Below are 24,407 nucleotides of genomic sequence, written 5' to 3' on the forward strand. Positions count from 1 at the left end.
AAAAACATGCGCGATACTGTCGAACTACTGGAAGCCATCGGTCGGGACGCCCATCTGCGGCACGCGTCGCCCGAAGAGCTTGCCAAGGCCCTCAAAGAAGCGGACGCGTCGAAGGGCCTGCTTGAAATGGTCAATCATGGCGACAGCACGGCACTGACGGCTGAGCTCGGGCTCGTGCACATGCACGTCGAGCACCAGAGCCAGACCGGTGGCCACGAAGGTGATGAAGAGCATCATCACCCGCATCACCCGCATCACCCGCATCACCCCGATCATCCCAAGCACGACGACGACCACGGCGGCGATAAGGAGCACAAGCCAACTCCGCGACCCGCCGAACCCAAAGATACGCCTGCGGACTGAGTTCCCCTGGGTGACTCGCTTCCGTGGCCGCTGCCTGCACTCCTGGCCGATCCTGGTGGCCCTGGCCTTCTGCATGCACGCTGTCCCCGCGTGTGCCGATAAGGCGCATGCGGCCGGAAGCGTCAAACCATCGCTGGCGGATGTCGATGCCATACGGGTGAAGGACCATCCGCGGTTCGTCGAGGCACTATCGGAACTGCATCGAAACACTGCGCTATTGACGACCAGCGAGAAGTGGCACCTTCGCTACCTCGACGGCTATCAGTTGAACTTCGAAGGACGTTATCCGGAAGCAGAGGTCGTACTTCGCGATGTCATGGCGCACGCGGACGACGATGCCCTGGCAACGCGTGCCACAGCTCTGCTCATGAACAACCTCAACGAGCAAGGTAAGTACGCAGAAGCCTATGCCATAGCGACGCGAGCCGCGGACACGCTGCCAGGCGTAACCGACCCGCTCGCGCGGTTCGTACTCCTGGCGAACCTCTCGCAGATGCTTACATTCGCAGGCCAGCCGGAGCTGGGCCTGCAATATGCCGACATGATGCTCAAGGCGACCCCCGCAGGGCAGTCTCTTTGCCAGGCCATGGTCCAGAAAGTCACGGCACTCGAGGGATCGAGAAAGCTCACCTCGCAAAGCCCTGAGCTGCTCAGCACGATCAGTACCTGCACGAACGACCATCAACCAGTGTTCGCGCATACCATGGCGCTTATCCTCATCGACCGCTTGCTTGAAGAGCACAGGCTGGACGATGCACTGGCGACGAACGAGCGGATCACGCCGGACGTACTGGCCACCGGCTATTACCAGCACGCGCTGAGCCTGGCCAGTCAGCGAGCGCAGATCTTCGAACAACTGGGCAAGTCGACCGATGCAAGGACCGCTGCACTGGATGCGGTGGCCATGAGCCATCCCGGTGATGTCAACGAAGCGCTCCGTATCTCCTATCGCGTGCTCTACACCATCGAAAAAGCACAAGGTCACCATGCCTCGGCACTGAATTACTACGAGCATTATGTCGTTCAGGACCAGGGATACCTCCGCGATGCCAATGTACGCAACGTCGCCTACGAAGCCGCCCGCCAGCACTTCCTCGCCGAAAAGCTCGAAACCGAAGGCCTCAGCAAGCAGAACAGCATCCTCCGCCTCCAGCAGGCGCTCGACGCCAAGGCCGTCGAAACCAGCCGGCTCTATATCGTAGTGCTCGGTTTGGCACTGCTGTCGATCGTGTTCTGGATGGTGCGCATCAAGCGGTCGCAGCTTCGCTTCAAGTGGTTGTCGGCGTGCGACGGTCTTACCGGCATCTTCCACCACCAGCATTTCATGACGGAAGCCGCGAGGGCGCTGCACGCCCTGGAAAGGCGCGGCGGCGCGGGTTGCCTGGTGTCGTTCGACCTCGACCATTTCAAGCAGGTCAACGATACGCATGGTCACGCCATCGGCGATGCGGTGCTGAAGCACGCGGTGGCGATTTGCCAGGCGCAGCTGCGTCGCCTGGATATCTTCGGGCGCCTGGGCGGAGAAGAGTTCGGCATCCTCCTGGTGGATGCGCCTTGCCTGCAGGGCTCGGTGATCGCCGGGCAGTTGCGTGCGGCGTTCGAGGCCTCGCCGCTGGTACTGGACGACCTCGTCGTTCCGTTTTCCGCCAGCATCGGGCTGGCCTGCACGGAGACGGTGGGCTACGACCTCTCGCAACTCTGTCGTGCTTCGGATGCCGCGCTCTACCAGGCGAAGCGCGCCGGTCGCAATCGGGTCGTGCTCGATGGCCACGCCGGCGACACCGGCAGCTTGCCGTTGCCCCTTCCCTTTCCCCATCCCACGCGCCACGGCATGGCATGACCCTGCGACGGGCATTCGCCACGCTGGCGTGGATGGGATGTTCGCTTTTCACCGCGGTATCGGCTGCGACGCCGGCGGCCGATGCTATCGACGCACGCCTGACGCACGCCGAGGCGATCCGCACGAAGGATCATCCACGCTTCCTGGCCATGCTGGGCGAGCTTCGGCAGGACGGCACGCATATGAACGCGGCGCAGTCCTGGCACCTGCGCTACATGGATGCATGGGAAAGCATGTTCGAAGGGCACTACCCCGAGTCCGAGGCCGTGTTCCGCGACGTCATCGTGCGCTCGGGCGACCCGGCCCTCCGCGCCAAGGCCACCGCGTTGCTGATGGACAACCTGGTGTTGCAAGGGCGCTATACCGACGCCTATGTGCAGGCGAACGAGGCCACCGACCTGTTGCCGGGCACCACCGATCCGCTGGCCCGCTTCACGCTGTTGTCCCATCTGTCGCAGACACTGAACTTCGCAGGGCAACACGACCTGGCCCTGAAATACGCACAGATGATGGTGCCAGCGACACCCGCCGGGGAAACGCCCTGTCCTGCACGCTATATGAAGGTGGCGGCGCTGGAAGGGCTCAGGCAACTCACGTCCCACAGCGACGAACTGACCGGCGCCATCGACGAGTGCACGAAGGACGGCCAGCCGGTCTTCGCCAACGCCCTGTCGCTGATCCTGGTGGACCGTTACCTGGACGAGCACGAACCGGCCAGGGCGATGGCGCTGCTCGACCGTATCGAGCCGGGCATCCGGGCCAGCACGTATTTCCCGGCGCTCGTGGCGGTGACCAAGCAACGCGCGCAGGCGTACCAGCAGCTGGGCAAGCTGGCTAAGGCACGTGAGTGGGCAAGCCGCGCCGTCGCGATGAGCCACCCCGGCGATGTCAACGAATGGCTGCGCGATGCCTACCAGGTGCTCTACGAGGTGGAGAAGGCCAGCGGCCATGCCGCTGCCGCCCTGGCGTACCACGAGCACTATGTCGCACAGGACCAGGGCTACCGGCGCGACGAGAGCGCGCGAACCCTCGCCTACGAGGCGGCGCGCCAGCACGTCGCCGCGCAACGCATGCAGGCTGCCAGCCTGCTCAGGGAAAACGAGATCCTGCGGCTGCAACGCGAGATGGACGGCAAGGCGCTGGAAACCGAGCGGCTGCGTATCGGGCTGCTGGTGCTCGTATTGCTGGGGGTGACCTGGGGGCTGGTGCGCTTGCGGCGCTCGCAACTCCGCTACAAACGGTTGTCGGCCCACGACGGACTGACGGATATCTTCATCCGCTCGCATTTCATCGCCGAGCTGAAGCGTAGCCTCGAGACCCTGAAACGGCGGTCCGTCCACGGTTGTTTCCTCGCGCTGGACCTGGATCATTTCAAGGCGGTGAACGACACGCATGGGCACGCCATCGGCGATGCCGCGCTGCGCCATGTCGTCACCGTATGCAAGAGCCAGCTGCGCTCGACCGACCTGTTCGGCCGGCTGGGTGGCGAGGAGTTTGGTATCTTCCTTCCCGGCACTACGCGGGAACGCGGCGGCGCCATCGCGGAGCGTATCCGCCTGGCGATCAACGCATCGCCGCTGACGTCGGAAGACGCCATCGTGTCCCTGTCGACCAGCATCGGCGTGGCCTGCACCGACGCCACCGGCTACGACCCCAAACGGCTCAGTCGCGCAGCGGACGACGCCCTCTACAGGGCAAAGCGGGAAGGCCGCAACCGGGTCGTCGTCGAGCCGGAGTCGCTCACGCCACCTCCGTCTCGAAGTACCCCAGGTAGCTGAGCCCCGCGGCGCCCATCGTGGCCGGCGTGGCGCACGACGAGCCCGAATCCAGCAACGCGCCCAGCGTCTGCGACCGGTTGCTCACCAGCTGCCAGGACATGTCGGTGGCCAGGCGCTCGTCGCCATCGCTGCCGAGGGTGTCGCTCAAGGCCGCCAGGGCCGCTTCACGCGACGGCGAGAAGATCACCATGCCCTCGTTGGACAACGCCGCCGTGGCGCAGCCCAGCGCGGCACACAGCTGGCGCTTGAGCACCGCGTCGTAGGCATCGGCATCCCGCGCGCAGACGATGGTGGCGGCCAGGTCCGCATTCGCCCAGCGGCCGTCGTCCGCAAGGATGGTGGTCTCGCCCTGCCACGCCTCGGGTGGGCAGAGCTTCACCGCCGGGTCCAGGCGGATGAACGGGTTCACCTCGGCCGGGTAGATCCGGCAGGTGGCGGGGCGCCGGTCGTAGATGCCACAACGCATGTCCGGTTGCAGGTTGGGGCACGGGCCGTCAAAGGAAGCCATCAGCGTGGCGATCACGCGCACCGGCAGGGTGCCGCTCATGGCCTCGAACGAGCGGCGCCGCTTGTGCATCGCGGGCAGGTTGTCCTCGGGAGGCTCGGACGGCCAGGGAATCGCCTCGCAGAACAGCTGCACGTCGTGCCCGTCGCGCAGCCAGCCCATGGCCTCCGCCAGGCTCAGCGGCAGACGCAGGCCATGGCAGCAGCGGCCGCACATCGTGCAATCGAACTGGACCATGCGGGGTCAGCCAACCGCCGGCAGGCGATCGAGCAGCTTGTCCAGCGTGACGGGGTAATCGCGCACACGCACACCGGTGGCGTTGTGCACGGCATTGGCGAGGGCCGCCGCCACGCCACACAGGCCCAGTTCCCCGACGCCCTTCGCTTTCATCGGCGAGGAGATGGGATCGGCTTCGTCGAGGAACACCACCTCCTGGTGCGGGATATCGGCATGCACCGGTACCTCGTAGCCGGCCAGGTCGTGATTGACGAAGAAGCCCAGGCGCTTGTCGACCACCAGCTCCTCCATCAAGGCCGCACCGACACCCATCGTCATGGCGCCGATGACCTGGCTGCGCGCGGACTTGGGGTTGAGGATGCGGCCGGCGGCACACACCGCCAGCATGCGCCGGACGCGGATCTCGCCGGTGGCGGCGTCCACGCCCACCTCGACGAAGTGCGCGCCGAAGGTGGACTGCTGGTACTTCTTGGCCAGGTTGCCGTATTCCATCTTGTCTTCGGCCACCAGTTCGCCGTCGCGTGCAGCCTGCGCCAACGGCAGGCTGCGGCCCCCGGCGGTGACCTTGCCGTCTTCGAACACGGCCGTGGCCGGATCCAGGCCCAGCTTGCCCGCAATGGCCTCGCGCAGTTTCACGCAGGCAGCGTAGACACCGGCGGTCGAGCTGTTGGCGCCCCATTGCCCACCGGAGCCGGCGGAGACCGGAAGCGAAGAATCGCCGAGCACCACCTTTACAGCCTCCAGCGGCAGCCCGAGCATCTCGGCCGCCGTGGCGGCGATGATCGTGTAGGTGCCCGTGCCGATGTCCGTCATGTCGGTTTCGACGGTGGCGTGGCCATCCGTACCCAGGCGCACCCGCGCGGCGGAGGTCATCACCAGGTTGTTGCGGATGGCGGCAGCCACGCCCATGCCCACCATCCAGCGGCCGTCGCGCAGGCTGCCCGGCGCCGTGCCACGCTTGCCCCAGCCGAACCGGTCGGCGCCGTCGCGCAGGCACTTCACCAACTGGCGCTGGGAGAACGGGCGCTGCGGATGTTCCGGGTCCACCTGGGTATCGTTGAGGATGCGGAACTGCACCGGGTCCATGTGCAGCTTCTCCGCCATCTCGTCGATGGCGATCTCCAGCGCCATCAGGCCGGACGCTTCGCCCGGCGCGCGCATGGCGTTGCCCTCGGGCAGGTCGAGCACGGCCAGCCGCGTGGCGGTCATGCGGTTGGCCCCGGCATAGAGCAGGCGGGTCTGCTGCACCGCCGTTTCCGGCCCGCCGCCGGGCAGGTCGCCGGACCAGCTTTCGTGGGCGATCGCCTGGATTTTCCCGGCGGTGTCGGTGCCGATACGGATACGCTGGATGGTGGCCGGGCGATGCGTGGTGTTGTTGAACATCACCGGGCGAGGCAACGTGACGGCCACGGCGCGCTTCGCCGCACGCGCGCCGAGCGCGGCCAGCAGGGCGTCGGCGCGCACGAACAGCTTGCCGCCGAAACCGCCACCGATGTAGGGCGAGATCAGCCGCACGTTTTCCTTCGGCATGCCCAGCGTGGTGGCCACGTCGCCCTTGCCCCAGGCGATCATCTGGTTGGATGTCCACAGGGTGAGCTTGTCGCCGTCCCACTTCGCGATGGATGCGTGCGGCTCCATCATGGCGTGCGCGTGGTCCGGCGTCGTGTAGATGGCATCCAGCGTCACTGGCGCCGCGGCGAACCCCGCCGCGAAGTCGCCGTGCGCGCTGTCCGCGTCGGCGTCGTCGGGCTTCACCGCGCCGGCCTTGACGGCCGCCAGGTCGAACTGTCCCGGCGTACGCACGTAGTCCACATGCACCAGCGACGCGGCCGCCCGCGCCTGCTCGAAGGTTTCCGCCACCACCACGGCCACGGCCTGGTGGTAGTGCTGGATCTCCGGGCCGCCGAGCAGCCGGGCGGTGTTGTACTTGCCCTTGCCCAGCTTGCCGGCATCCGCGGCGGTTACCACGGCCAGCACACCCGGCGCACCGCGCGCGGCCTGGGTATCGATGCCGGCGATGCGGCCACGCGCGATGGACGACGCCACGATGTAGCCGTAGGCATGGTCGGGCGTGGCAGCGTGCTGCTCGTACGCGTACGGCGCGGTGCCGGTGGTTTTCAACGGGCCGTCGATGCGGTCGTGCGGTTGGCCGACGACCTTCATGCGGTCGATGGGATTGGTAGTGGCGGGCGTGTCGAATTTCATGGCTCAGCCCTTTGCCTCGGCGAGTACCGCGCCGAGTGTGCGCTCGACCAGGGGAATCTTGAAAGCATTCTGTTCGGTCGGCGTGGCGCCGGCCAGCAGCTTCGCCGTAAACGCCTTGGCGCCCTGCGGCAGCGACGCCTCGGCCGCTTCCACCCGCCACGGCTTGTGCGCCACGCCACCCACGGCGACCCGCCCCGTACCGTCCTTCTGTACCACCGCGGCGACGGAGACCAGGGCAAACGCGTAAGACGCGCGGTCGCGTACCTTCTGGTAGATGTGCGTGCCGCCGGGCGGCCGGGGCAGGGTCACGGCGGTGATCAACTCGCCGGGCACCAGCGTGGTCTCGACCTGCGGCGTGCTGCCGGGCAGCGTGTGGAAATCCGCGATGGGAATCTGCCGGGTGGTGCCATTGGGCTGCACGGTCTCGACGCGCGCATCCAGCGCGCGCATGGCCACGGCCATGTCGCTGGGGTGCGTGGCGATGCACGAGGCGCTGCTGCCTATCACCGCATGCGAACGGCTGAAGCCGCCGATGGCCGCGCAACCGCTGCCGGGCAGGCGCTTGTTGCAGGCCTGGTTGGTGTCGTAGAAATAGGGGCAGCGCGTGCGCTGCAGCAGGTTGCCAGCCGTGGTGGCCTTGTTGCGCAGCTGGCCGGAGGCGCCGGCCACCAGCGCGCGGGTAAGCAGAGCGTAGTCGCGACGCACGCGGGCGTCCGCGGCCAGGTCGGTGTTGCGTACCAGCGCACCGATGCGCAGGCCGCCCTCCGGCGTGGCCGCGATGGCGGCCAGGTCCAGTCCGTTGACGTCGATGAGGTGCTCGGGCTGCTCGACCTCGATCTTCATCAGGTCCAGCAGGTTGGTGCCACCGGCGATGAAGCGGCTGTTGCGCTGGCGTACCGCGGCGGCCGCGGCGGCGGCCGGGCTGGTGGCGCGCTCGTAGGTAAAGGGTTTCATGCCTTGCTCCCGGCTACCTCGGCGATCGCCTCGACGATGTTCGAATAGGCACCACAGCGACAGATGTTGCCGCTCATGCGTTCGCGGATTTCCAGCGGGCTGGGGGTGGCACGCACGCCCAGGTCGCCGCTGACATGGCTGGGGATGTCGTCGCGGATCTCGTCCAGCACCGCCACGGCGCTGCAGATCTGGCCCGGCGTGCAATAGCCGCACTGGTAACCGTCGTGCCTGACGAAGGCCGCCTGCATCGGATGCAGGGCCTGCGGCGTGCCCAGGCCCTCGATCGTGGTGACCCGGGCGCCTTCGTGCATCACCGCCAGGCTGAGGCAGCTGTTGATCCGGCGGCCGTCGACGATCACGGTGCAGGCACCGCACTGCCCGTGATCACAGCCCTTCTTCGTGCCGGTGAGGTGCATGTGCTCGCGCAAGGCATCCAGCAGCGTGGTGCGCGTGTCCAGGGTAAGCGTCTGCGGCTTGCCGTTGACGTGCAGGGTAACCGTGGCGGTCACCGGGGGACGCGGCGCGGCAGGAGCCGCGGCCTTGGCGACCAGCGGCGGCACGGCGCCGGCGGAGGCCGTCGCGGCACTCAGCTTGAGGAAGCCGCGACGGGAAATCTTCAGTGTGTCTATCGTGTCCACTTGGGTGGGCCTGTAGTCTGCGTCGATGCGATCGACCGGGATGGCCTGCCTTGCCCGCCGAGGGTCCGGCGGAAGGTAACGCGGGATTCATAGCAAGAATCAAAGGAAACGGTGTGTGGATTTCATGAATACGAAGTGCGACCCAGGTCTCACTTCACGCCCGCGGGTGTCCCACTCCTGTCATGGATCGTGGCAACAATACCCGGGCTCGCGAGCAGGGGAACTGCCATTCGCTTGGGGAACATCATGCAAAACCGCTTTTTGAGTGCCGTTGCCGTCGTCATCTTCGCCGTCGCCGGCACGGTGCATGCGTCCGATACCGCCTGTCCGCAGTTCTTCCAGGGCCAGCAGGCCCCGGACCTGATCGACACTTCGCTGGCCGAGCGCACCACCGTGGTGTGCAACGACGCCTATGCGCTGATCGCCTCCGGCGTGACCAAGGGTCCGCTGTGGTCCGCGGAGCACCTGACCGCCACGCAGATCGCCAATGCCAAGAACACCCCGCGTACCGACGCTTTCCATCCGGAAACGGCCATTCCCGCGGAAGACCGCTCGCAGCTGGCCGACTACAAGGGCAGCGGCTACGACCGCGGCCACATGACCCCGTCGGGTGACGAGCCCAACGCCACCGCACAGCGCCAGAGTTTCTCGCTGGCCAACATGGTGCCGCAGGACCACCTGCTGAACACGGGCAAGTGGGAGCGCATCGAAACCAGCCTGCGCACCATGGTGACCAACGACGGCGAAGCCTGGGTCGTGACCGGCCCGGCCTTCGACGGCCCGACGCCCAGCACCATCGGCGCTGATGCGGTCATCGTCCCGAACTACACCTGGAAGGCGGTCTACATTCCGGCGGAAGGCGGTGCGGCCGTGTGGCGCTGCAGCAATGTCGATGCGACGGTGTGCACGGTGATGTCGGTCAAGGCGATCACGGACGAGACCGGTATCGACCCGTTCCCGGCCCTGAGTGCCGCGATCAAGCAGAAAGCCATCTCGCTGCCGCTGCCGAACTGACGTTCGTCGGGGAAACGGCCGTACCGGCCTGCCTGGGCGATCCATCGATCCGCCCGGGCAGGCCGACACCCAAACACTAACGCAACTGGCTGTCCTTGCTGCCGCGCCGGTTGTAGCCGGTGGCCACGGCCTCGCCGCGGTCGGCCTTCTCCTGACAGGCCACGCACAGGCGAACCCCGGGGATGGCCTTGCGCCGACCCTCGGGGATCGGCGCATCGCATTCCTCGCAGTGCGTCAGGCTGGGCCCTTTCGGCAGATGGCTGCGCGCCCGCTTGACCGCATCCTCCACGGTGGCGTCGATCTGGTCCTGTACGGCGGTATCACCCGCCCAGCCGGTCGCCATGGCGATTCTCCGGTTCGGGGCGGTGTTGTGGATCACCGGAGCCGGTGGTGACCGGTTCCTCCGGTGCGCCGGGCGTGCGGTGCTGGGGGTCGCCCGAACCCGTGGTGGGCTCGTCGTCGGGATCGCGCTGGTGCATGGCGGTGCTCCACGAGGCAGGACGCCCAGCAGACCACCTACCCCGTCAACAGCGCGTCCAGCCCGTCAGAAGCCCTTCTGCACCTGCACCCAGGCGCGGACATCGTGCGTCTGCCCGAGGATGGCCGGCCGCGCCCCGATCGGATGCGCCACATCGGCGCTGACCGACCACTGGTCGTCGCCCAGCCAGCGCAGGCCGAGGCCGGCATCCTGCATGTGCACGCTGTTGGTACCCGGCGCGAACGTATCCTTGTAAATCGACACACGGCCGCCGTCGACGAAGGCCAGGGCCACCCAGTTGCCCGGCGCGCCAATGTTCAGCGTACGACGATACTCAAGGTTGACCATCTGTCCCTGAGTACCGGCGAGCGCACCGGTATCGTAGCCGCGCACGTTGTTCGCGCCGCCGAGATAGAACTGCTCGGCCGTGTCGACATTCCGGTTGGCCCACTGGCCCTGGAAGCCGACGTACAGCGCGTTGTTCTCGGACAGCTGCTGCAACCGCGCGATGGAGAACGAATACTTCAGGTAATGACCCTTGGTCCGCGCACTCACCGCATCGACGAATTCGGCGAACGCGTCGTCGAAGCCGAGCATGCCGTACGTGGCGGCCAGGTTGAAGTTGGTCACGCCGTGGGCGTCGCGCTGGTCGCCGGCAAGCGTCGCCGTCCAGCCCTGTGTGTGCCGCCGGGTCCGCACCGCGACCACGTCCACCATGTCGTTGAGACGGCGACGGTCGTAACCCAGCTGGCCGTACAGATTGCCCTGGGCGCTGCGGATGAAGGGGTGGCTGACGAACACGCTGGCCACCTGGGCCGTGCCATGCGCGTCGAGCACACGCAGGTCGCCCTTGAGCTTGTAATCGAGCGTGGACACGGCGGCACCGACCACGGTGCCCTGGCCGTTGAGCAGGTAGCGATACCCCACGCGCCCGTAATTCATGTTGGCGCCGGCGCTCAGCGCAGTCAGGTCCAGCACGTCGCCCTGGTGGAGCAGGCTGTTGACGCTGAACGTACCGGTGGCACGCACGCGGCCCGTGTAACGGTTGCCGTAGTCGTCCAGGGCCACCAGGCCGGTGTAGCGCGGCCGGTCGTCGGTACGCACCGCCAGGTCGGACGTACCAGGCTGATCGCCGGGCCGCAGCACCGAGGTTTCCGTCACGCCGGGCACGTCGCCGAGCAGGAGCAGGCTGCGATCGAAACCGTGCGTGGAGATCGGCATGCCCGAGGTGAGCGGGTCGAGCGTGGCCTGCAACGGTGCGTCGTGCGTGCGACTGTGGTTTTCCAGCGTGACCTTGCCCAGCCGCGCTTCCTGCACCGCGATGCGCACGGTGCCGCCGGACAGCGTTTGCGCCGGCACATAGGCCACGCTCAGCGGGTAGCCTTTTTCGCGATAGGCGGCGGTGATCTTCGCCGCCAGCGCCTGCAGCTGGGACAGCGTGAGATCGCTGCCCTCACCGGTCGCTACCAGGGCATGCAGTTCGGCAGCGGGCAGCAGCGTGGCCCCAGTGACTTCGATGGTGGTGACGTGAAACGGGGCGCTGTCCGCGGTCGCCACGGCGGCGGCAGGCGCCACCTCGAGGCCGGTGTCGTTACCCCGGGCGGGCTGCGGCGCCGTGGGCACCTGCCGCAGCAGGTCGCCAGCCTGCGGTGCGCGGGACGACTGCGCATGAACGCCGCCGGCAAGGGCGAAGAGGATGCACGCGCCCAGGAGGTTCACGGTGCGCGAGGGAAGCAAAGCAGTGTTCATCGATTGACCGGTACGAAGGGGTTGAATGGGGTCGGCGGTGGCGGTGCGATCCATCAGTGCATCGCATCCGCCGGCAGGCGCACGCCGCCTTCCACCACCTGGAGGGAAAGACCGGGCGTGAAATCCGCACGCTGCACGTTCTTCTCCACGGGCTGGCGCGTCTTCTTGTGGTTGCCCGAGTACTGGCCGACGGTGACATTGGAGGCCACGCCATACGGGGTGGCGATGGACTCCGGGTTCAGCACCGCATCGATCTGGGTCAGCGCAGTGGCGGACGCACCCTGCGACGCGTTCTGGTGGACGCTCGCCTGGGTCTGGGTGGTGGTGTTGAACGCGTAGTTGCCACCATCCGCGCCGCTTGCGGCGATATCGCTCACCTGCACCGACTTGCCAAGGCCGACTGTCGGATCGGCGAACGTCGCGCTGCCCGCCGCGAAGCCCACCTGGTCGCCCGGCAGGATGCCGTCGGCACTCAGGCGCACCGTGTCGTTGCGGCTGCCGTCGAAGAACTTGTCAGTCCCCTGCGCGGCCACCGTCACCGACCGCTTCACGATGCTGGCAGTGGTGAGCGGATTGAAGGACAGCACGTAGTTACCGGCGTCGCCACCGTCGATGCGCCCCGCCACGGTTACCGACTTGCCGCTAGCGGCGTTCTTGTCGACGAACTGGCCCAGCGTGGACAGGCGCACATCGTCACCCGCCACCACGCCACCCAGCGAACCGCGGGTGATGGCTGAGGCGTTGCCGTCGTACACCTTGTCGTCGGCCGTGACCGCCGCCGTGATGCCCAGCGGCGTCACCGTGGCGACGTCGCGGCCACCGGCCAGCGTGTAGTTGTCCGCCAGCGTCGCGCCGTTACCGGTCAGCGCCAGCGTGCCCAGCGATGCCAGCGGACGGTCGGTGACCACGTTGCGACTGGCCAGCACGCCGCTGCCGGAGAGCGTAAGCGACTCACCGGCGATGCCGTCGAGCACGCCACGCTCGCCGAACATGCCCGCGCCTGCGCCGGCGGTGCCGTCGTAAACACGGTTGCCGGACAGGTCGAGCACGACCTTGCGGATATCGGCCATGGTGGTCGTGTTGGCGGTGAGCGCGTAGTTGCCCGCGTCGGCACCGGTCAACTGCGCACCCACGTCGACACGCTTGCCGTTACCGGCATTCTTGTCCACGAACTGCCCCTGGGTCACCAGGCCCAGGTCATCACCGGCCAGCGTGCCGCCGAAGGTGCCATGCGTCTGCGCGGCCGTGCCACCGTCATAGGTCTTGCCGTCGGCGGCGATGGTGCCGGTGATCGCCAGCGGCGTGATGTCGCCGGTCGTCACCGTCGCGGTGTTGATCGCGTAGTTGCCCGCGTCGGTACCCGAGGCGGCGATGCCGTCCACCGTCACTGCCTTGCCGTTACCGACGTTCTTCGTGTCGTAACGCGTACTGGTGGCCGAGAAGGCGACCTGATCGCCCGACACGATACCCGTGGACGACAACGCGGCCGTCGCCAGCGTGTTGGCGTCATAGACCTTGGTGGAGCCGGTAGCGTCGACGACGATCTGCTTCGGCGTGATCGTGGCCGTGTGCGTGCCACCCAGCAGCGTGTAGTTGCCGGCGAGCGCGCTCCCGTTGCCCTGCAGGCCCAGCGTGCCCAGCGAGGTCACCGCCTTCTGCGTGCCGACGTTCTTGTCGCCGACGGCACCGATGCCCGACAGGGTCAGCGTGTCGCCGTTGATCCCGGCCACCTGCGCGCCGGGCCCGAAGCTATCCGCCGCCACGGTAGTGGAGCCGTCGTAGATGCGCGTGCCCTGCAGGCTGATCACGTAGGGCGTGATGGACGCCGTGGTGGTGGAGGCCGCGTTCCAGAGGTAGTTGGCCGCATCGGCTCCGGATGCCGCGATGCCCGACGTGGTCACCGTCTTCCCCGTGGTCGCGTTGGCATCGCTGAAGCGGGCGCCCGTGCTGCTGAAGGTGACCACGTCGCCACCAAGTACGCCGGCCGGTGCCAGCACCGTGGTCGCGGTATCGGCGCCATCGTAGACCTTGTCCGCGGCGATCGTGTTCACCTGGATCGCCGCACGGGCGATCGATGCCGTCGTGGTGGCGTTGGAGGCGATCGTGTAATTGCCGAGATCGCCGCCGCCGAGCACACCGGACACCGTGACCGTCTTGCCGGTACCTGCGTTCTTGTCGGCGAAGCTGCCGCTCGTGCTGGTGTAGCGAAGATCGTCGCCGGCGACCACACCCGACAGGCTGCCGTGCGTGGTGGCCAGGGCCGTGGTGTCGTAGGTGCGGCCATCGGCGACGATGCTGCCGGTGATCGCCTTGGGCGTAATACTGGCCGTGTGCGTGCCGCCGACCAGGGTGTAGTTGGTCGCGATCGAGCCGCCGGTGCCGGCCAGCGCCAGCGTACCCAGCGACGTCAGCGGCCTGGTGTTGCCCACGTTCTTGTCGGCCACTGCACCGGTACCCGACAGCGCCAGCGCATCGCCGTTGAGGCCGAAGACCATGCCCTGGAAGGACAGCACCCCCGCGGCGATCGCGTTGGAGCCGTCGTACACGCGGCTACCGACGAGGTTGATGACCAGGGGCGTGATGTTGGCGGTGGTGGTCGAGGTGGCGTTCCAGGTGTAGTTGCCCGCGTCGGCGCCGCTGCCTGCGATACCGCCGGTGGTCACCGTCTTGCCGTTGGCGGCGTTGGCATCGCTGAAGCTGGCGCCGGTGCTGGTGAAGTCGACGACATCGCTGCCGAGCACACCGCTCTTGCCGAGCGAGGTGACGGCGCCGGACGTGCCGTCGTATACCTTGTTGCTGGCCGTGGTGCCGACGACGATGGCGGCCTTGGCGATCGATGCCGTCGTTGTCGTATTGGCCGTCACCACGTAGTTGTTGCGGTCGGCGCCGGTAAGCACGCCGGAGACATCGACCGTCTTGCCGGTGCCCGCGGCCTTGTCGAGGAAGCTTCCCGTCGTGGACGCATACGACAGGCTGTCGCCGGCAATCACGCCAGCCAGGCTGCCGTGCGTGGTGGCGTTCGTCGTCGTGTCGTAGGTGCGGCTGTCCGCCACGATGCTGCCGGCAATGGCCTTCGGCGTAATGGTGGCCGTGGTGGTAGCGGTGGTGTTGACGGTGTAGTTGGCCGCGTCGGTACCCGATGCGGAGACGCCGCCGACCGACACGGTCTTGCCGACGCTTGCGTTCTTGTCGCCGAACAGCGCCGTGCCGTACGCGAAGTTCACCGTATCGCCGCCGAACACGCCGCCGGAAGCCAGGGTAACCGTCGCATTGAGGCTGGCATCGTAGACCTTGTCCACCCCCGTGGCCGCCACTGTGAGCGCATACGGCGTGATGGTGAGGCGATCCACACCGCCGGTCAGCGTGTAGTTGCCGGCGCTGGCACCGCCGTTACCGGTCAGCGCGAGGGTGCCTAGCGACAACGTACCCGTGCCATTGGCGGCCAGGTTGTACGTGCCCACGTTCTTCGCATGGGTTACGCCGCTGCCGCTCAACGTCAGCGTCTCACCATTGGCACCAGTCACTATACCGTTGCTTCCGAACAACGAGGCCGCCGCGGTGGCGGTGCTGTCATAGACACGGGTACCGGTCAGGCCGATGACGAACGGCGTGATATTCGCGGCCGTCGTGGTCGAGGTGTTGGACAGGGTGTAATTGGCCGCATCACTTCCGTTCGCGACGATACCGGTCAGTGACACCGTCTTGCCCGTGCCTGCGTCCTTGCTGTCGAAGACGTTGGTGCCGGCGCTGAAACTGACGTTGTCGTTGGCAGCGAGGTCGTTGCTGTACAGCGTCGCGGCGGAGGCGGTGGTACCGTCGTACACCTTGGTGACGCCCGTCGCGGCCACGGCGATCGCCTTGGCCGTGATGTCGGCACGCACGGTGGTCGGCTGCGAGACGGTGTAGTTGCCCATGTCACCGCCAGCGAGGCCGATGGCGGTGGTCACGACCTTGTTCGTGCCGACGTTCTTCGTGTCGAACGTGCCCAGCCCCGTGTTGGTCATGCTGACATCGTCGCTGCCGAGCACGCCGTCCAGGTGCGAGCCCTGCAGGGCCGCGTTACGGTTGCCGTCGTAGATCTTGCTCGTCGCCGTCGTGCCGCTGATGGTCAGTGCCGCCTTGCTCACGGTGTAGCGGTCGACGCCGCCGGCCAGCGTGTAGTTGGAGGCGAGGCCGGCATTGTCGGCAAGCGTCAGTCCGCTGTTATCGAAACCGGCCCCGTTGCGGTACACACCCACATTCTTGCTGTTCAGCGCGCCAGCGCCGCCCAGTACCAGCGACTCGCCCGCCACCAGGTTGCCGAGTGCCAGGGTGCCCGCGGCCGCGGTCGTACCGGCGTCGTACACGCGGCTGCCGGTCAGCGTGAGCACGCGCGGCGTGATGTCGGCCGTGGTGGTCGCGGAGGTGTTGCCCAGCGTGTAGTTGCCGGCGTCGCCGCCGCCGGCGGTGATGCCGGACACGGTGACGGTGCGACCGTTGGCTACGTCCTTGCCATCGAAGGTGCTGGAGCTGCTGCCGAAGGTCACGCTGTCGCCGGCAACCACGCCGGACGAGGCCAGCGCCGTCGTCGCCGCGGTGCCGCCGTCGTACTGCTTGTTCTGCGCGATGGCCGTGGCCGTGATGCTCTTGAGCGTGATCGCTGCCGAGATCCCGGTGGGCTGTATCACGACGTAGTTGGCGGCGTCGCTGCCGGTGACCTGCATGGCGGTGGTGACGTTGCGCGTGCCGACGTTCTTGCTGGCGAACGTGCCTGTCGTCGTGGTCGCGCCATCAAGGCTCACGGTGTCACTGCCGAGCACACCGGCCAGCTGTGCACCGCTGAGCTGCGCCACGGTGTTGCCGTCGTACACCTTGTCCGCCGCGGTGGTATTGATGACGGTGAGCGCGGCCGGGGTGATCGTCACCCAATCGATGCCGCCGGCCAGCGTGTAGTTGCTGGCGGTGCTGCCACCGTTACCGCCCAGTGCCAGCGTGCCGAAGTCGGCGAACGCGCGCTGCGCGCCCACGTTCTTCGTCACCAGGTTGCCGGAGCCGGTCAGCGTCAGTGTCTCGCCGTTGACGCCGGCCACGGTGCCGCCGCTGGTGAACAGCGACGCATCGGCATGCACGGTGGCGTCGTAGACGCGCGTACCCATGAGGTTGACGATGAACGGCGTGATCGTGCCCCGCGTGCCGCTGGCGGCGGTGGGCAGGCTGTAGTTGGCCAGGTTGGTGTTGCTGCCGGCGACGAAGTCCGAGACCGAGAGCGTGGAGCTCAGGCCGACGTTGCTGCCTGCGTTCACGTCGAGGTAGTTCGCCGTCGACGACTGCGGAATGGTCGCGCTCTGCATGCCGACGAAACCATTAAGCGTGTAGTCGGAAGCAAGCAGCGTGACGGAATTCGAACCGTCGTACGGCTTGGTCGGGTTACCAGTGATCGACGCGGTCACCGTGCGCTTGGCGATATCGGCAGTCAGACCACTGACCTGGTCCACGCGGTAATTGGCGGAACGGCTACCGCTCAGCCCCAGCCCGGAGACGGTGACCGCCTGGCCCGAGATGGCGTTCGCCGAGCGCACGCTGCCGCCGGCGCTGGAGGTATCCAGCGCCACGTTGCCCGCGTCGCTGGCGAACACACCGTGCAGGGCCCCGTTGCTCGTATCCAGGCCGATCGCGGTCGTGGCGTCGTAGACCTTGTTGACGGCCGAGACACCGCTGATCGACAGCGTATACGGACTGATGGTGGCGGTAAGGCCGGTCAACGGCTGCAACGCATAGTTGCCCGCTTCGCTGCCGGAGATCGAGAAGCCGCTCGGCGTTACGGCGATGCCGGTACCGGCATCGCCGGTGGCGAAGGTGCCGGTGGTGCCCTTGGCCAGCGTGACCTTGCCGGCATCGGTGTCGGTGGAGACCAGACCCAGCAGCGATGCCCCGGCACTATTGAGCGTGGCCGCGGCGGTCGTGTCGTAGGTCTTGTTCTGCGCCGATACACCAAGGATGTACAGCGGCGCAGCCGTGATCGATCCCGGGCCTTCGGCGGTGAAATCCAGCGTGTAGTTGGACAGGTCCGTACCCGCGTTGGCCAGATAGGACGTGGTCGCCATCTGCGCCGTGATGGTTTTCCCGGTGCCTACGTTCTTCGTATCGAACGCGACCAGCTTGGACGGCACGATCTGTGCGCCTTCGTTGTTGGCGAAACCGGAGATGGCGTAATCCGTGGCCGCCAGCGACATGTACGTGGTGCCGTTGTAGACCTTGGTCGGCGTGTTGATGATCGCCGCGGTCAGCTGCGCCGGGGTGATCTCGCCCGTGCCGTACGCCGAAGTCGGCAGCGGCGTGTAGTTGGACAAGCTGGTGCCGCCGTACGGGGTGTAGTCGCTGTCGGTCAGCGACACCGACACCGGTTGCTTGCCGACGTTCTTGCTGGCGTAGGTACCCGTGGTCTTGGTGATGTAGACGCCTTCGCCGGGCGCGAACGCCTTGGAGGAATCGTTCACCGTGAGGGTGTAATCGCCACTGCTGTTGGCGCTGCCGGCGATCGGGGTGGCAACGGTGGTGCCGTCGTAGGCCCGGGTCGGGTGCCCGCTGATCACCACCGACAGCGCACCCAGGTCGCGCGGGGTGATCGTGCCGTAGCCGCTGATGCTGGTCGGCAGCACATAGTTGGAGAGCAGCGTGCCGCCCGTGGCGGCGAAGTCGCCGCTACCCACGGTGGCCGTGACGCCGCGCGTGCCTACGTCCTTGTCGCTGTAGGTGCCGGCGGTCTGCGTCACCGTGGCGCCTTCGCCGGCGATGAACCCGTAGACCCGGTAGTTGTTCGTGTCGAGCGTCGCAGCCGTGGTGCCGTCGTACTGCTTCGCGGGGTTGCCGACGATGGTCCAGGTCAGCGGTGCCTGCGCGATGCTGCCGGCACCGACGACGGTGCTGTCGAAGGTGTAGTTGGACAGCGACGCGCCGTTGCCCAGCGTGAAGTCGGACCCTTCGAGCCAGGCGGTGACCGTGCGCGCACCGGCGTTGGCGCTATCGTAGGACGCCGACGATGCCTGCTTCACGCTGGCGGTCTCGCCCCCCTGAAGCCCGACCACCTGCACATTGCTCTCGGCGAGGTTGGCGGTGGTGGTGCCGTTGTAGGTACGCGTGGGGTTGTTGACGATGGACAGGTCGAGGCGGCGCGGCGTGATGTCCGCCGTCAGGCCGGCGGGCTGGGTGAGGGTGTAGTTGCCCAGGCTGTTGCCGGCCAGCGAGAAACCGCTCGCGGCCACGGCGATGCCGGTGCCGACGTTCTTCGTGGCAAAGTTGCCGGTGGCACCGGTGGTCACCAGCGAGATGGCGCCCTGGTCGGCGGCCACCAGGTTCATCAGCTGCGGGTTGGCGAGCGCAAGCGCCGCCGAGGTCGTCGCGTCGTACGCCTTGCCCGTGGCCGACACGCCCTGGATCGTCAGGGTGCGCGGCGTGATCGCCGCAGTGATGTCCGTCGGCAGCACGAGGTCGTAGTTGGAGGCCTTGTTGCCGGCCAGCCGGAAGCCGATGGCTCCCACCGCCTTGCCGTTGCCGACGTTGGCATCGGCAAACGCGCCGCTGCCGGCGGCGGTATCGAGCGTGGCATCCGCCGTGTCACCCGAGATCACACCGAAAATGGTGGCGTGCGAGATGTCGAGCGTGTCGGCCGTGCTGCCGTCGTAGGTCTTGTCGGTGCCGATCAGGCCGGACAGCTGGACCTTGGCCTTGTTGATCGTACCCATGCCCGTGGCGACGCTGGGCAGCACGTAGTTGGACAGCTTCGTGCCGTTGGCGGCCACGAAATTGGAGGCCACAAAGTTGGCGGTGACGTTGGTGGCGCCGGCGCTGGCCGCGTCGTAGGCCACGCTGTTGGGCTGGCTGAAGCTGATGCCCTCGCCCGACACCAGTCCGCTGGTCTGGTAGTTGCCGGCCACCAGCGTCGCGGTGCGCGTGCCGTTGTACGTCTTGGTCGGGTTGTTGACGATGGCGATGCCGAGCTGTCGCGGATCGATGACGCCGATGGCGGCGGTCCGTCCGGTGCCGGTCACGGTGTACCCATAGACGGGCACCGCACCCGTGGCGTCGGTGAACGTGTAGGCCGAGGTGGCCGAGGGTGCAGTCACCTGGATGCCGCTGGCCGCATCCTTGCCGGCGTAGGTGCCGCTCACGACAGCCATCGTGTTGCCGTCGACGAGGCCGGTCTTGCTGAAGTTGGCATCGGCCAGCGACGCGGACGTCGTGCCGTCGTAGGTTTTCTCCACCGTACCGGTCAGGCCGGTGATCGCCACGGTGGGCGCCAGCGCGTAGAGGAAACCGTTGCCCGCGCCCTGCACCGTGGTGCCGGGTGTCGCGTTGTACTGGATGAACTGCGGCGTGAGGCCGCCGCGGGTGTCCGTCGACGGGCTGGCGGAGTAGACGCGCCACGTGCCGGAGGCCGAGGAGAGCGCGGCGGAGCCCGCGTTGTTGACGAAGTTGTTCGCGGCCGTGAGCGTGACGCCCGCGCCACCGGCGATCGTGCCCGAGCTGCCCAGCGTGATGTTGCCGTTGCCGCCGTTGCCGTTGGCCTTGATGACCACGGTGCCCGCGCCGGTGATCGCGCTGTTGACGTTCACCGCGCGGTACGCGTCCAGCGTGAGCGTGGCCGAGGCGTTATTCCAGCTGATCGGGGCGTTGACGGTGATGTCACCGGCACCGGAGGCGTTCTGCACGCCGGCGCCGCTGGCACCCGTGGCGGTGGTCTGCTCGGTGACGCTGGTGCCGCCGTTGAGGGTGCTGGCTATCGTGCCGGCTGCCGTGCTGTCGATGGTCAGGTCGTACGGATCGACCAGCCACGCGCCCGCGGTGCCCTTGGGCGCGGCGGCGGTGATGGTGGCCGCGCCGATGTGGGCGAAGGCGCCGGACGTCTCGATGCTGCCGCCGTCGCCGCCGTGCGGGGCGCTGGCGTCCAACGTGCCGGCCACCTCGACATGGCCGGCGGCCATACCGCCCAGCAGGACGATCTGGCCGTGGCGGTTCTCGACCGTCTGCGCGCGTACCACGCCGGTGTTGTTCACCGTGCTGGCCAGCAGCGAATCCGCCGCGCCGGCGGTCATGAACACCCGGCCGCCATCGGCCTGCACCAGCTGGCGGTTTTCCACCAGGTTATCCAGCGTGCTGCGGTCCACCTGCAGGTGCATCAGGCGGCTGCCGTCGAAGGTCAGGGTCACGGCGCTGCCACCACCCATGGCCACCGTACCCAGCTGCGCCGACACCGTCCCCTGGTTGGAGACGGTATTGCCCAGCAGGGCGATGTAACCACCGCTGGCAGCACGCAGGCTGCCCTTGTTGACGATGCTGCCCTTGCCGTCGCCGCTGAAACGGCGCAACGAGGTTCCGGGAGCGTCGTCGGAGGTGTCGAGCGTGGAGGCCACCAGGCCGCCCACGTTCACCTGCGCGCCTTCCCCGAACAGCACGCCGTTGGGATTGATCAGCCACACCTGCCCGTTGGCGTTGAGGTGGCCGTAGATGTCGGACGCCTTGTTGCCGAGGATCCGGTTCACCGCGATGGCATCGCGGCCCGGCTGCACGAAGTTGACTGTTTCGTTCGCGCCGATGTCGAAGCTCTGCCAGTTCAGCGACAAGCGCTGGCTGGTCTGGTTGACTGTCGTGACCGCGCCGTCCTGGTGGATCACACCGGTACCCGCTGCCACCTGGCCGCCCGTCTGGCCGGCATGCGCCACGCCGGCGCCCAGCGCCAGGGCGATGGCCAGGGCGATCGACGACGCTCGCGGACCGATTGTCCGGGTCGTCGTACCCGGCACGGCGGGGCGGCTGCCACGAGCGAGCTCACTGGCGGCCACCCATTGCGAGGTGGCGACGTTCCAGCACAGGCGATAGATACGATTCATTTCGGGCAACCTTGGTTTCGGGGCGCATGCACACGCAGGGGCGCACCCGGCAAGGAAGCCGAGCAGAACGACGGATATCCGGGAGCCCCCCTGGACTCGGCGCGGCTCGTTCGAACGAGTCAGCGCCTTTGCGGCAATATTAAGTTACGAATGTGATCCACGTCACAAATAAATTGTGAAGGCATCCAAAAGCCAGGATTTATACCCGGATCAAAACCACAGGCGGATGCCGGCCACCCATCGTCGATCGGTGACACGACGCCCCTGGCCGGCGGCCAGATCCGCCGTGCCGCCCGTCAGGTGTTCCCAGGCGATGCCGACGTAAGGCGCCACCGAGCGGCGGATTTCGTAGCGGAGCCGCAGGCCTGCTTCGACACCCGACACGCCCGCGCGGATACCGCGAGCCTTGTCATCCTTGCCGTACGCGTTCACTTCGATCTCGGGCTGCAGGATCAGCCGCTGGGTGAACAACAGTTCGTATTCCGCGCGTAAGCGTGCGGCCGTGCGCCCGCCGGGGCCCGCGTAGGCGGTGGCCTCGATCTCGAACCAGTACGGGGCGAGTCCCTGCACACCCGCAGCCAGCCAGTTACGCTCCGGTCCCGCCCCGATATCGTGACGGACGCCCAGTTGGGCATCCCAGAAGGCGGCTACCGCGTGGCTCCACGCGAGCGTGGCGTCGCCGCTGGTGGAACCGTCGGCGCGATCGCCCTCGCTGCGAAAGGCCAGCTTGTCGCGGTCGTTGCCGTACCAGCCCTGGGCCTCCCACGACTGCCCATGCGCGCCCTGGCCCGCGAACGATTCCAGGCGGTCCAGCAGCAGCGTGCCCGCGGACGCGTTATCGTCCATGTCCATCATCGACATGCCATGCGCGGACATCGGCGCTACCCCGTCGGACCAGTCGCCGCTACGCGCGGTGGCCGGCGCGCTACCGCCCTGCATCGAGCCCATCGACATGTCGCCCATGCTCGATTGCGCCTGGACCAGGCACGGGGCGAGGGCGAGCAGCGACCCCACGATCCACCGCGTCACGAGACCACCACCTCGCGGAACATGCCCGCCTCCATGTGGTAAAGCATGTGGCAGTGGAACGCCCAGCGCCCCGGGTTGTCCGCCGTGACGGCATAGCTGACCTGTTGCGCCGGCTGCACGTTGACGGTGTGCTTGCGCACCTGGAAGGTGCCCGAGGGCGATTCGAGCTCGCTCCACATGCCGTGCAGGTGGATCGGGTGATTCATCATCGTGTCGTTGACCAGCGTGACGCGCAGTCGCTCGCCGGCGCGAAAGTGCACCGGCCTTGCCGCGGAGTACGGCAGCCCGTCGAACGACCACGTGTAGCGTTCCATGTTGCCGGTAAGGTGCAGCTCGATGCTGCGCCCGGGCTCGCGCGTATCCAGCGCACCACCGAGCGTATGCAGGTCGGCATAGGTCAGCACGCGATGGGGACGCTCGCGCAGGCCGACACCGGGATCGTCGAGGTTGGTGCGCGGCATGTCCACCCGCATGTCCACAGCCGGGCCGTACTCGGACCGCGCGTGCTCGGCCATGACCATGTCGCCGCCCTGGTCGGCGTCGTCCGCCATGGCGCCCATCATGTCGCGCATGGCCAGCCGGGGCCGAGGGTCCAGCGGCGGCACCGGTGCGATCATGCCCTGGCGCGGCGCCAGGGTGGCGCGCGCGTAGCCGGAGCGGTCGATGGACTGCGCCACGATGGTGTACGCGCGATCATCCGTGGGCGTGACGATGACATCATAGGTCTCGGCCGCCGAGAGGCGCAGCTCGTCCACCTCGACCGGCACCACGTCTTGCCCGTCGGCAGCGACCACGCGCAGGCGCAGCCCCGGGATGCGCAGGTCGAAGATGGAGTTGGACGACCCGTTGACGACACGCAGGCGCACGCGCTCACCGGGGGTGAACAGGCCGGTCCAGTTGGCGGCGGGCGGCGCACCGTTGATCAGGTAGGTGTAGGTGGCACCGGAGACATCCGCCAGGTCCGTCATGTTCATGCGCATGCGGTTCCACATGCGGCGCAGGGCCATGGCATCGCCGAAACCCTTCTCGCGCGCGTCGCGCAGGAAGTCGCCCACCGTGGGGCGACCGGTGTTGTAGACGTCGCTGCGCGTGCGCAGTTTCGCGTAGACCCGCTCCGGGTCTTCGTCGGTCCAGTCGCTGATCAGCAGGACGTGGTCGCGCTCGGCCGCATGGCGTTCGCGGTCCCTGGGTGCGATGACGATGGCACCGTACAGTCCGCTCTGTTCCTGGAAGCGGCTGTGCGAGTGGTACCAGTAGGTGCCCGACTGTTTCAGCGGAAAGCGGTAGGTGAAGCTGCCGCCCGCGGGAATGCCGTCGTAGCTCAGGCCCGGCACGCCGTCCTGGTCGGCCGGCACGACCAGGCCGTGCCAGTGGATGGACGTCACGACGTCCAGCCGGTTGTGCACGCGCAGCTGCACCGTGTCGCCTTCTTTCCAGTACAGGGTAGGGCCGGGCACGCCGCCATTGACGGTGACGGCGCGACGCGCGCGGCCGGTGAAGTCCACCGCCGCCTCGCACACGTCAAGATCCATCGTGCTGCCGCGTAGCGGCGCCACCGGTGCCATTGCGCGGGTGGCGGATACGGGCCGAACGATGCCGGCACCTAAACCGATGCCGGCGACGGTCAGCCCCTGCACGAAACGGCGGCGGGGCAGGTGCACGGCGGGAGCAGCGGGACGGCGCATGGGCGGGGGCTTCGTGGCGATCGAAGGACCAGCCTAGCCACGGCGGGCGCTTGGCGACAACTCTGG

14 protein-coding genes are annotated in these 24,407 nt (G+C 67.5%); 3 read left to right on the forward strand and 11 right to left on the reverse strand.

The genetic code is table 11. The features are described 5' to 3' along the window. Positions 1-24: 24 nt before the first annotated feature. Positions 25-315 carry a hypothetical protein gene (locus ACVKN3_RS17215; RefSeq protein ID WP_354516793.1) on the reverse strand — a complete coding sequence of 97 codons (291 nt, stop codon included), beginning with the start codon at positions 313-315 and terminating at the stop codon, positions 25-27. Between the two features lie 58 nt (positions 316-373). On the opposite strand from ACVKN3_RS17215, the gene ACVKN3_RS17220 reads away from it, so the two are divergent. Next, complete coding sequence (locus tag ACVKN3_RS17220) at positions 374-2,203, forward strand: tetratricopeptide repeat-containing diguanylate cyclase (RefSeq protein WP_354516795.1); 1,830 nt, start codon at positions 374-376, stop codon at positions 2,201-2,203. Further along, positions 2,200-3,981 carry a tetratricopeptide repeat-containing diguanylate cyclase gene (locus tag ACVKN3_RS17225; RefSeq protein ID WP_354516797.1) on the forward strand — a complete coding sequence of 594 codons (1,782 nt, stop codon included), beginning with the start codon at positions 2,200-2,202 and terminating at the stop codon, positions 3,979-3,981. The genes ACVKN3_RS17220 and ACVKN3_RS17225 overlap by 4 nt, the downstream gene beginning before the upstream one ends. Here ACVKN3_RS17225 and ACVKN3_RS17230 read toward each other — a convergent pair. From ACVKN3_RS17230 to paoA, 4 genes are read right to left on the reverse strand one after another with little or no spacing between them, the layout of a single operon-like run. Then, a complete protein-coding gene (locus tag ACVKN3_RS17230; RefSeq protein WP_285403287.1) occupies positions 3,944-4,723 on the reverse strand; it encodes a YkgJ family cysteine cluster protein in 780 nt (259 codons plus the stop codon). The two genes, ACVKN3_RS17225 and ACVKN3_RS17230, sit on opposite strands and share 38 nt — an antisense overlap. A 6-nt stretch (positions 4,724-4,729) precedes the next feature. Further along, positions 4,730-6,928, reverse strand: coding sequence for an aldehyde oxidoreductase molybdenum-binding subunit PaoC (gene paoC, locus ACVKN3_RS17235; RefSeq protein WP_354516799.1), 2,199 nt, complete (start codon positions 6,926-6,928; stop codon positions 4,730-4,732). Positions 6,929-6,931: 3 nt separating this feature from the next. Further along, positions 6,932-7,882, reverse strand: coding sequence for an FAD binding domain-containing protein (locus ACVKN3_RS17240; RefSeq protein ID WP_354516801.1), 951 nt, complete (start codon positions 7,880-7,882; stop codon positions 6,932-6,934). Next, positions 7,879-8,511 carry an aldehyde dehydrogenase iron-sulfur subunit PaoA gene (gene paoA / locus ACVKN3_RS17245; RefSeq protein ID WP_354516881.1) on the reverse strand — a complete coding sequence of 211 codons (633 nt, stop codon included), beginning with the start codon at positions 8,509-8,511 and terminating at the stop codon, positions 7,879-7,881. The genes ACVKN3_RS17240 and paoA overlap by 4 nt, the downstream gene beginning before the upstream one ends. A gap of 255 nt (positions 8,512-8,766) precedes the next feature. On the opposite strand from paoA, the gene ACVKN3_RS17250 reads away from it, so the two are divergent. Next, the gene (locus tag ACVKN3_RS17250; protein WP_354516803.1) at positions 8,767-9,534 is read left to right on the forward strand and encodes a DNA/RNA non-specific endonuclease; all 768 of its coding nucleotides are present in this window, start codon (positions 8,767-8,769) and stop codon (positions 9,532-9,534) included. A 76-nt stretch (positions 9,535-9,610) separates the two neighbouring features. Here ACVKN3_RS17250 and ACVKN3_RS17255 read toward each other — a convergent pair whose 3' ends face one another. From ACVKN3_RS17255 to ACVKN3_RS17280, 6 genes are all read right to left on the reverse strand, one after another. Beyond that, a complete protein-coding gene (locus ACVKN3_RS17255; RefSeq protein ID WP_285403296.1) occupies positions 9,611-9,877 on the reverse strand; it encodes a DksA/TraR family C4-type zinc finger protein in 267 nt (88 codons plus the stop codon). After that, the gene (locus ACVKN3_RS17260) at positions 9,855-10,013 is read right to left on the reverse strand and encodes a hypothetical protein (protein WP_354516805.1); all 159 of its coding nucleotides are present in this window, start codon (positions 10,011-10,013) and stop codon (positions 9,855-9,857) included. Before ACVKN3_RS17260 ends, ACVKN3_RS17255 begins: the two co-directional genes overlap by 23 nt. Before the next feature lie 65 nt (positions 10,014-10,078). Further along, entirely contained in the window at positions 10,079-11,761 is a 1,683-nt protein-coding gene (locus ACVKN3_RS17265) for a ShlB/FhaC/HecB family hemolysin secretion/activation protein (protein WP_354516807.1), read from the reverse strand. 53 nt (positions 11,762-11,814) lie between these two features. Beyond that, a complete protein-coding gene (locus ACVKN3_RS17270; RefSeq protein ID WP_354516809.1) occupies positions 11,815-21,627 on the reverse strand; it encodes a YDG domain-containing protein in 9,813 nt (3,270 codons plus the stop codon). Positions 21,628-21,837: 210 nt separating this feature from the next. Next, entirely contained in the window at positions 21,838-22,656 is an 819-nt protein-coding gene (locus ACVKN3_RS17275; RefSeq protein WP_354516811.1) for a copper resistance protein B, read from the reverse strand. Beyond that, positions 22,653-24,341 (reverse strand): copper resistance system multicopper oxidase, encoded by a 1,689-nt coding sequence (locus ACVKN3_RS17280; RefSeq protein ID WP_354516813.1) that lies wholly within the window; start codon positions 24,339-24,341, stop codon positions 22,653-22,655. Before ACVKN3_RS17280 ends, ACVKN3_RS17275 begins: the two co-directional genes overlap by 4 nt. Between the last annotated feature and the right edge of the window lie 66 nt (positions 24,342-24,407).

This window comes from Luteibacter sp. PvP120 (assembly GCF_054055715.1).

Coding starts and splice junctions, on each gene's coding strand:
- ACVKN3_RS17230 (WP_285403287.1), bottom strand. CDS start 4,723: ATGGTCCAGTTCGATTGCACGATGTGCGGCCGCTGCTGCCATGGCCTG.
- ACVKN3_RS17260 (WP_354516805.1), bottom strand. CDS start 10,013: ATGCACCAGCGCGATCCCGACGACGAGCCCACCACGGGTTCGGGCGAC.
- ACVKN3_RS17255 (WP_285403296.1), bottom strand. CDS start 9,877: ATGGCGACCGGCTGGGCGGGTGATACCGCCGTACAGGACCAGATCGAC.
- ACVKN3_RS17270 (WP_354516809.1), bottom strand. CDS start 21,627: ATGAATCGTATCTATCGCCTGTGCTGGAACGTCGCCACCTCGCAATGG.
- ACVKN3_RS17240 (WP_354516801.1), bottom strand. CDS start 7,882: ATGAAACCCTTTACCTACGAGCGCGCCACCAGCCCGGCCGCCGCCGCG.
- ACVKN3_RS17225 (WP_354516797.1), top strand. CDS start 2,200: ATGACCCTGCGACGGGCATTCGCCACGCTGGCGTGGATGGGATGTTCG.
- ACVKN3_RS17250 (WP_354516803.1), top strand. CDS start 8,767: ATGCAAAACCGCTTTTTGAGTGCCGTTGCCGTCGTCATCTTCGCCGTC.
- paoC (WP_354516799.1), bottom strand. CDS start 6,928: ATGAAATTCGACACGCCCGCCACTACCAATCCCATCGACCGCATGAAG.
- ACVKN3_RS17265 (WP_354516807.1), bottom strand. CDS start 11,761: ATGAACACTGCTTTGCTTCCCTCGCGCACCGTGAACCTCCTGGGCGCG.
- ACVKN3_RS17280 (WP_354516813.1), bottom strand. CDS start 24,341: ATGCGCCGTCCCGCTGCTCCCGCCGTGCACCTGCCCCGCCGCCGTTTC.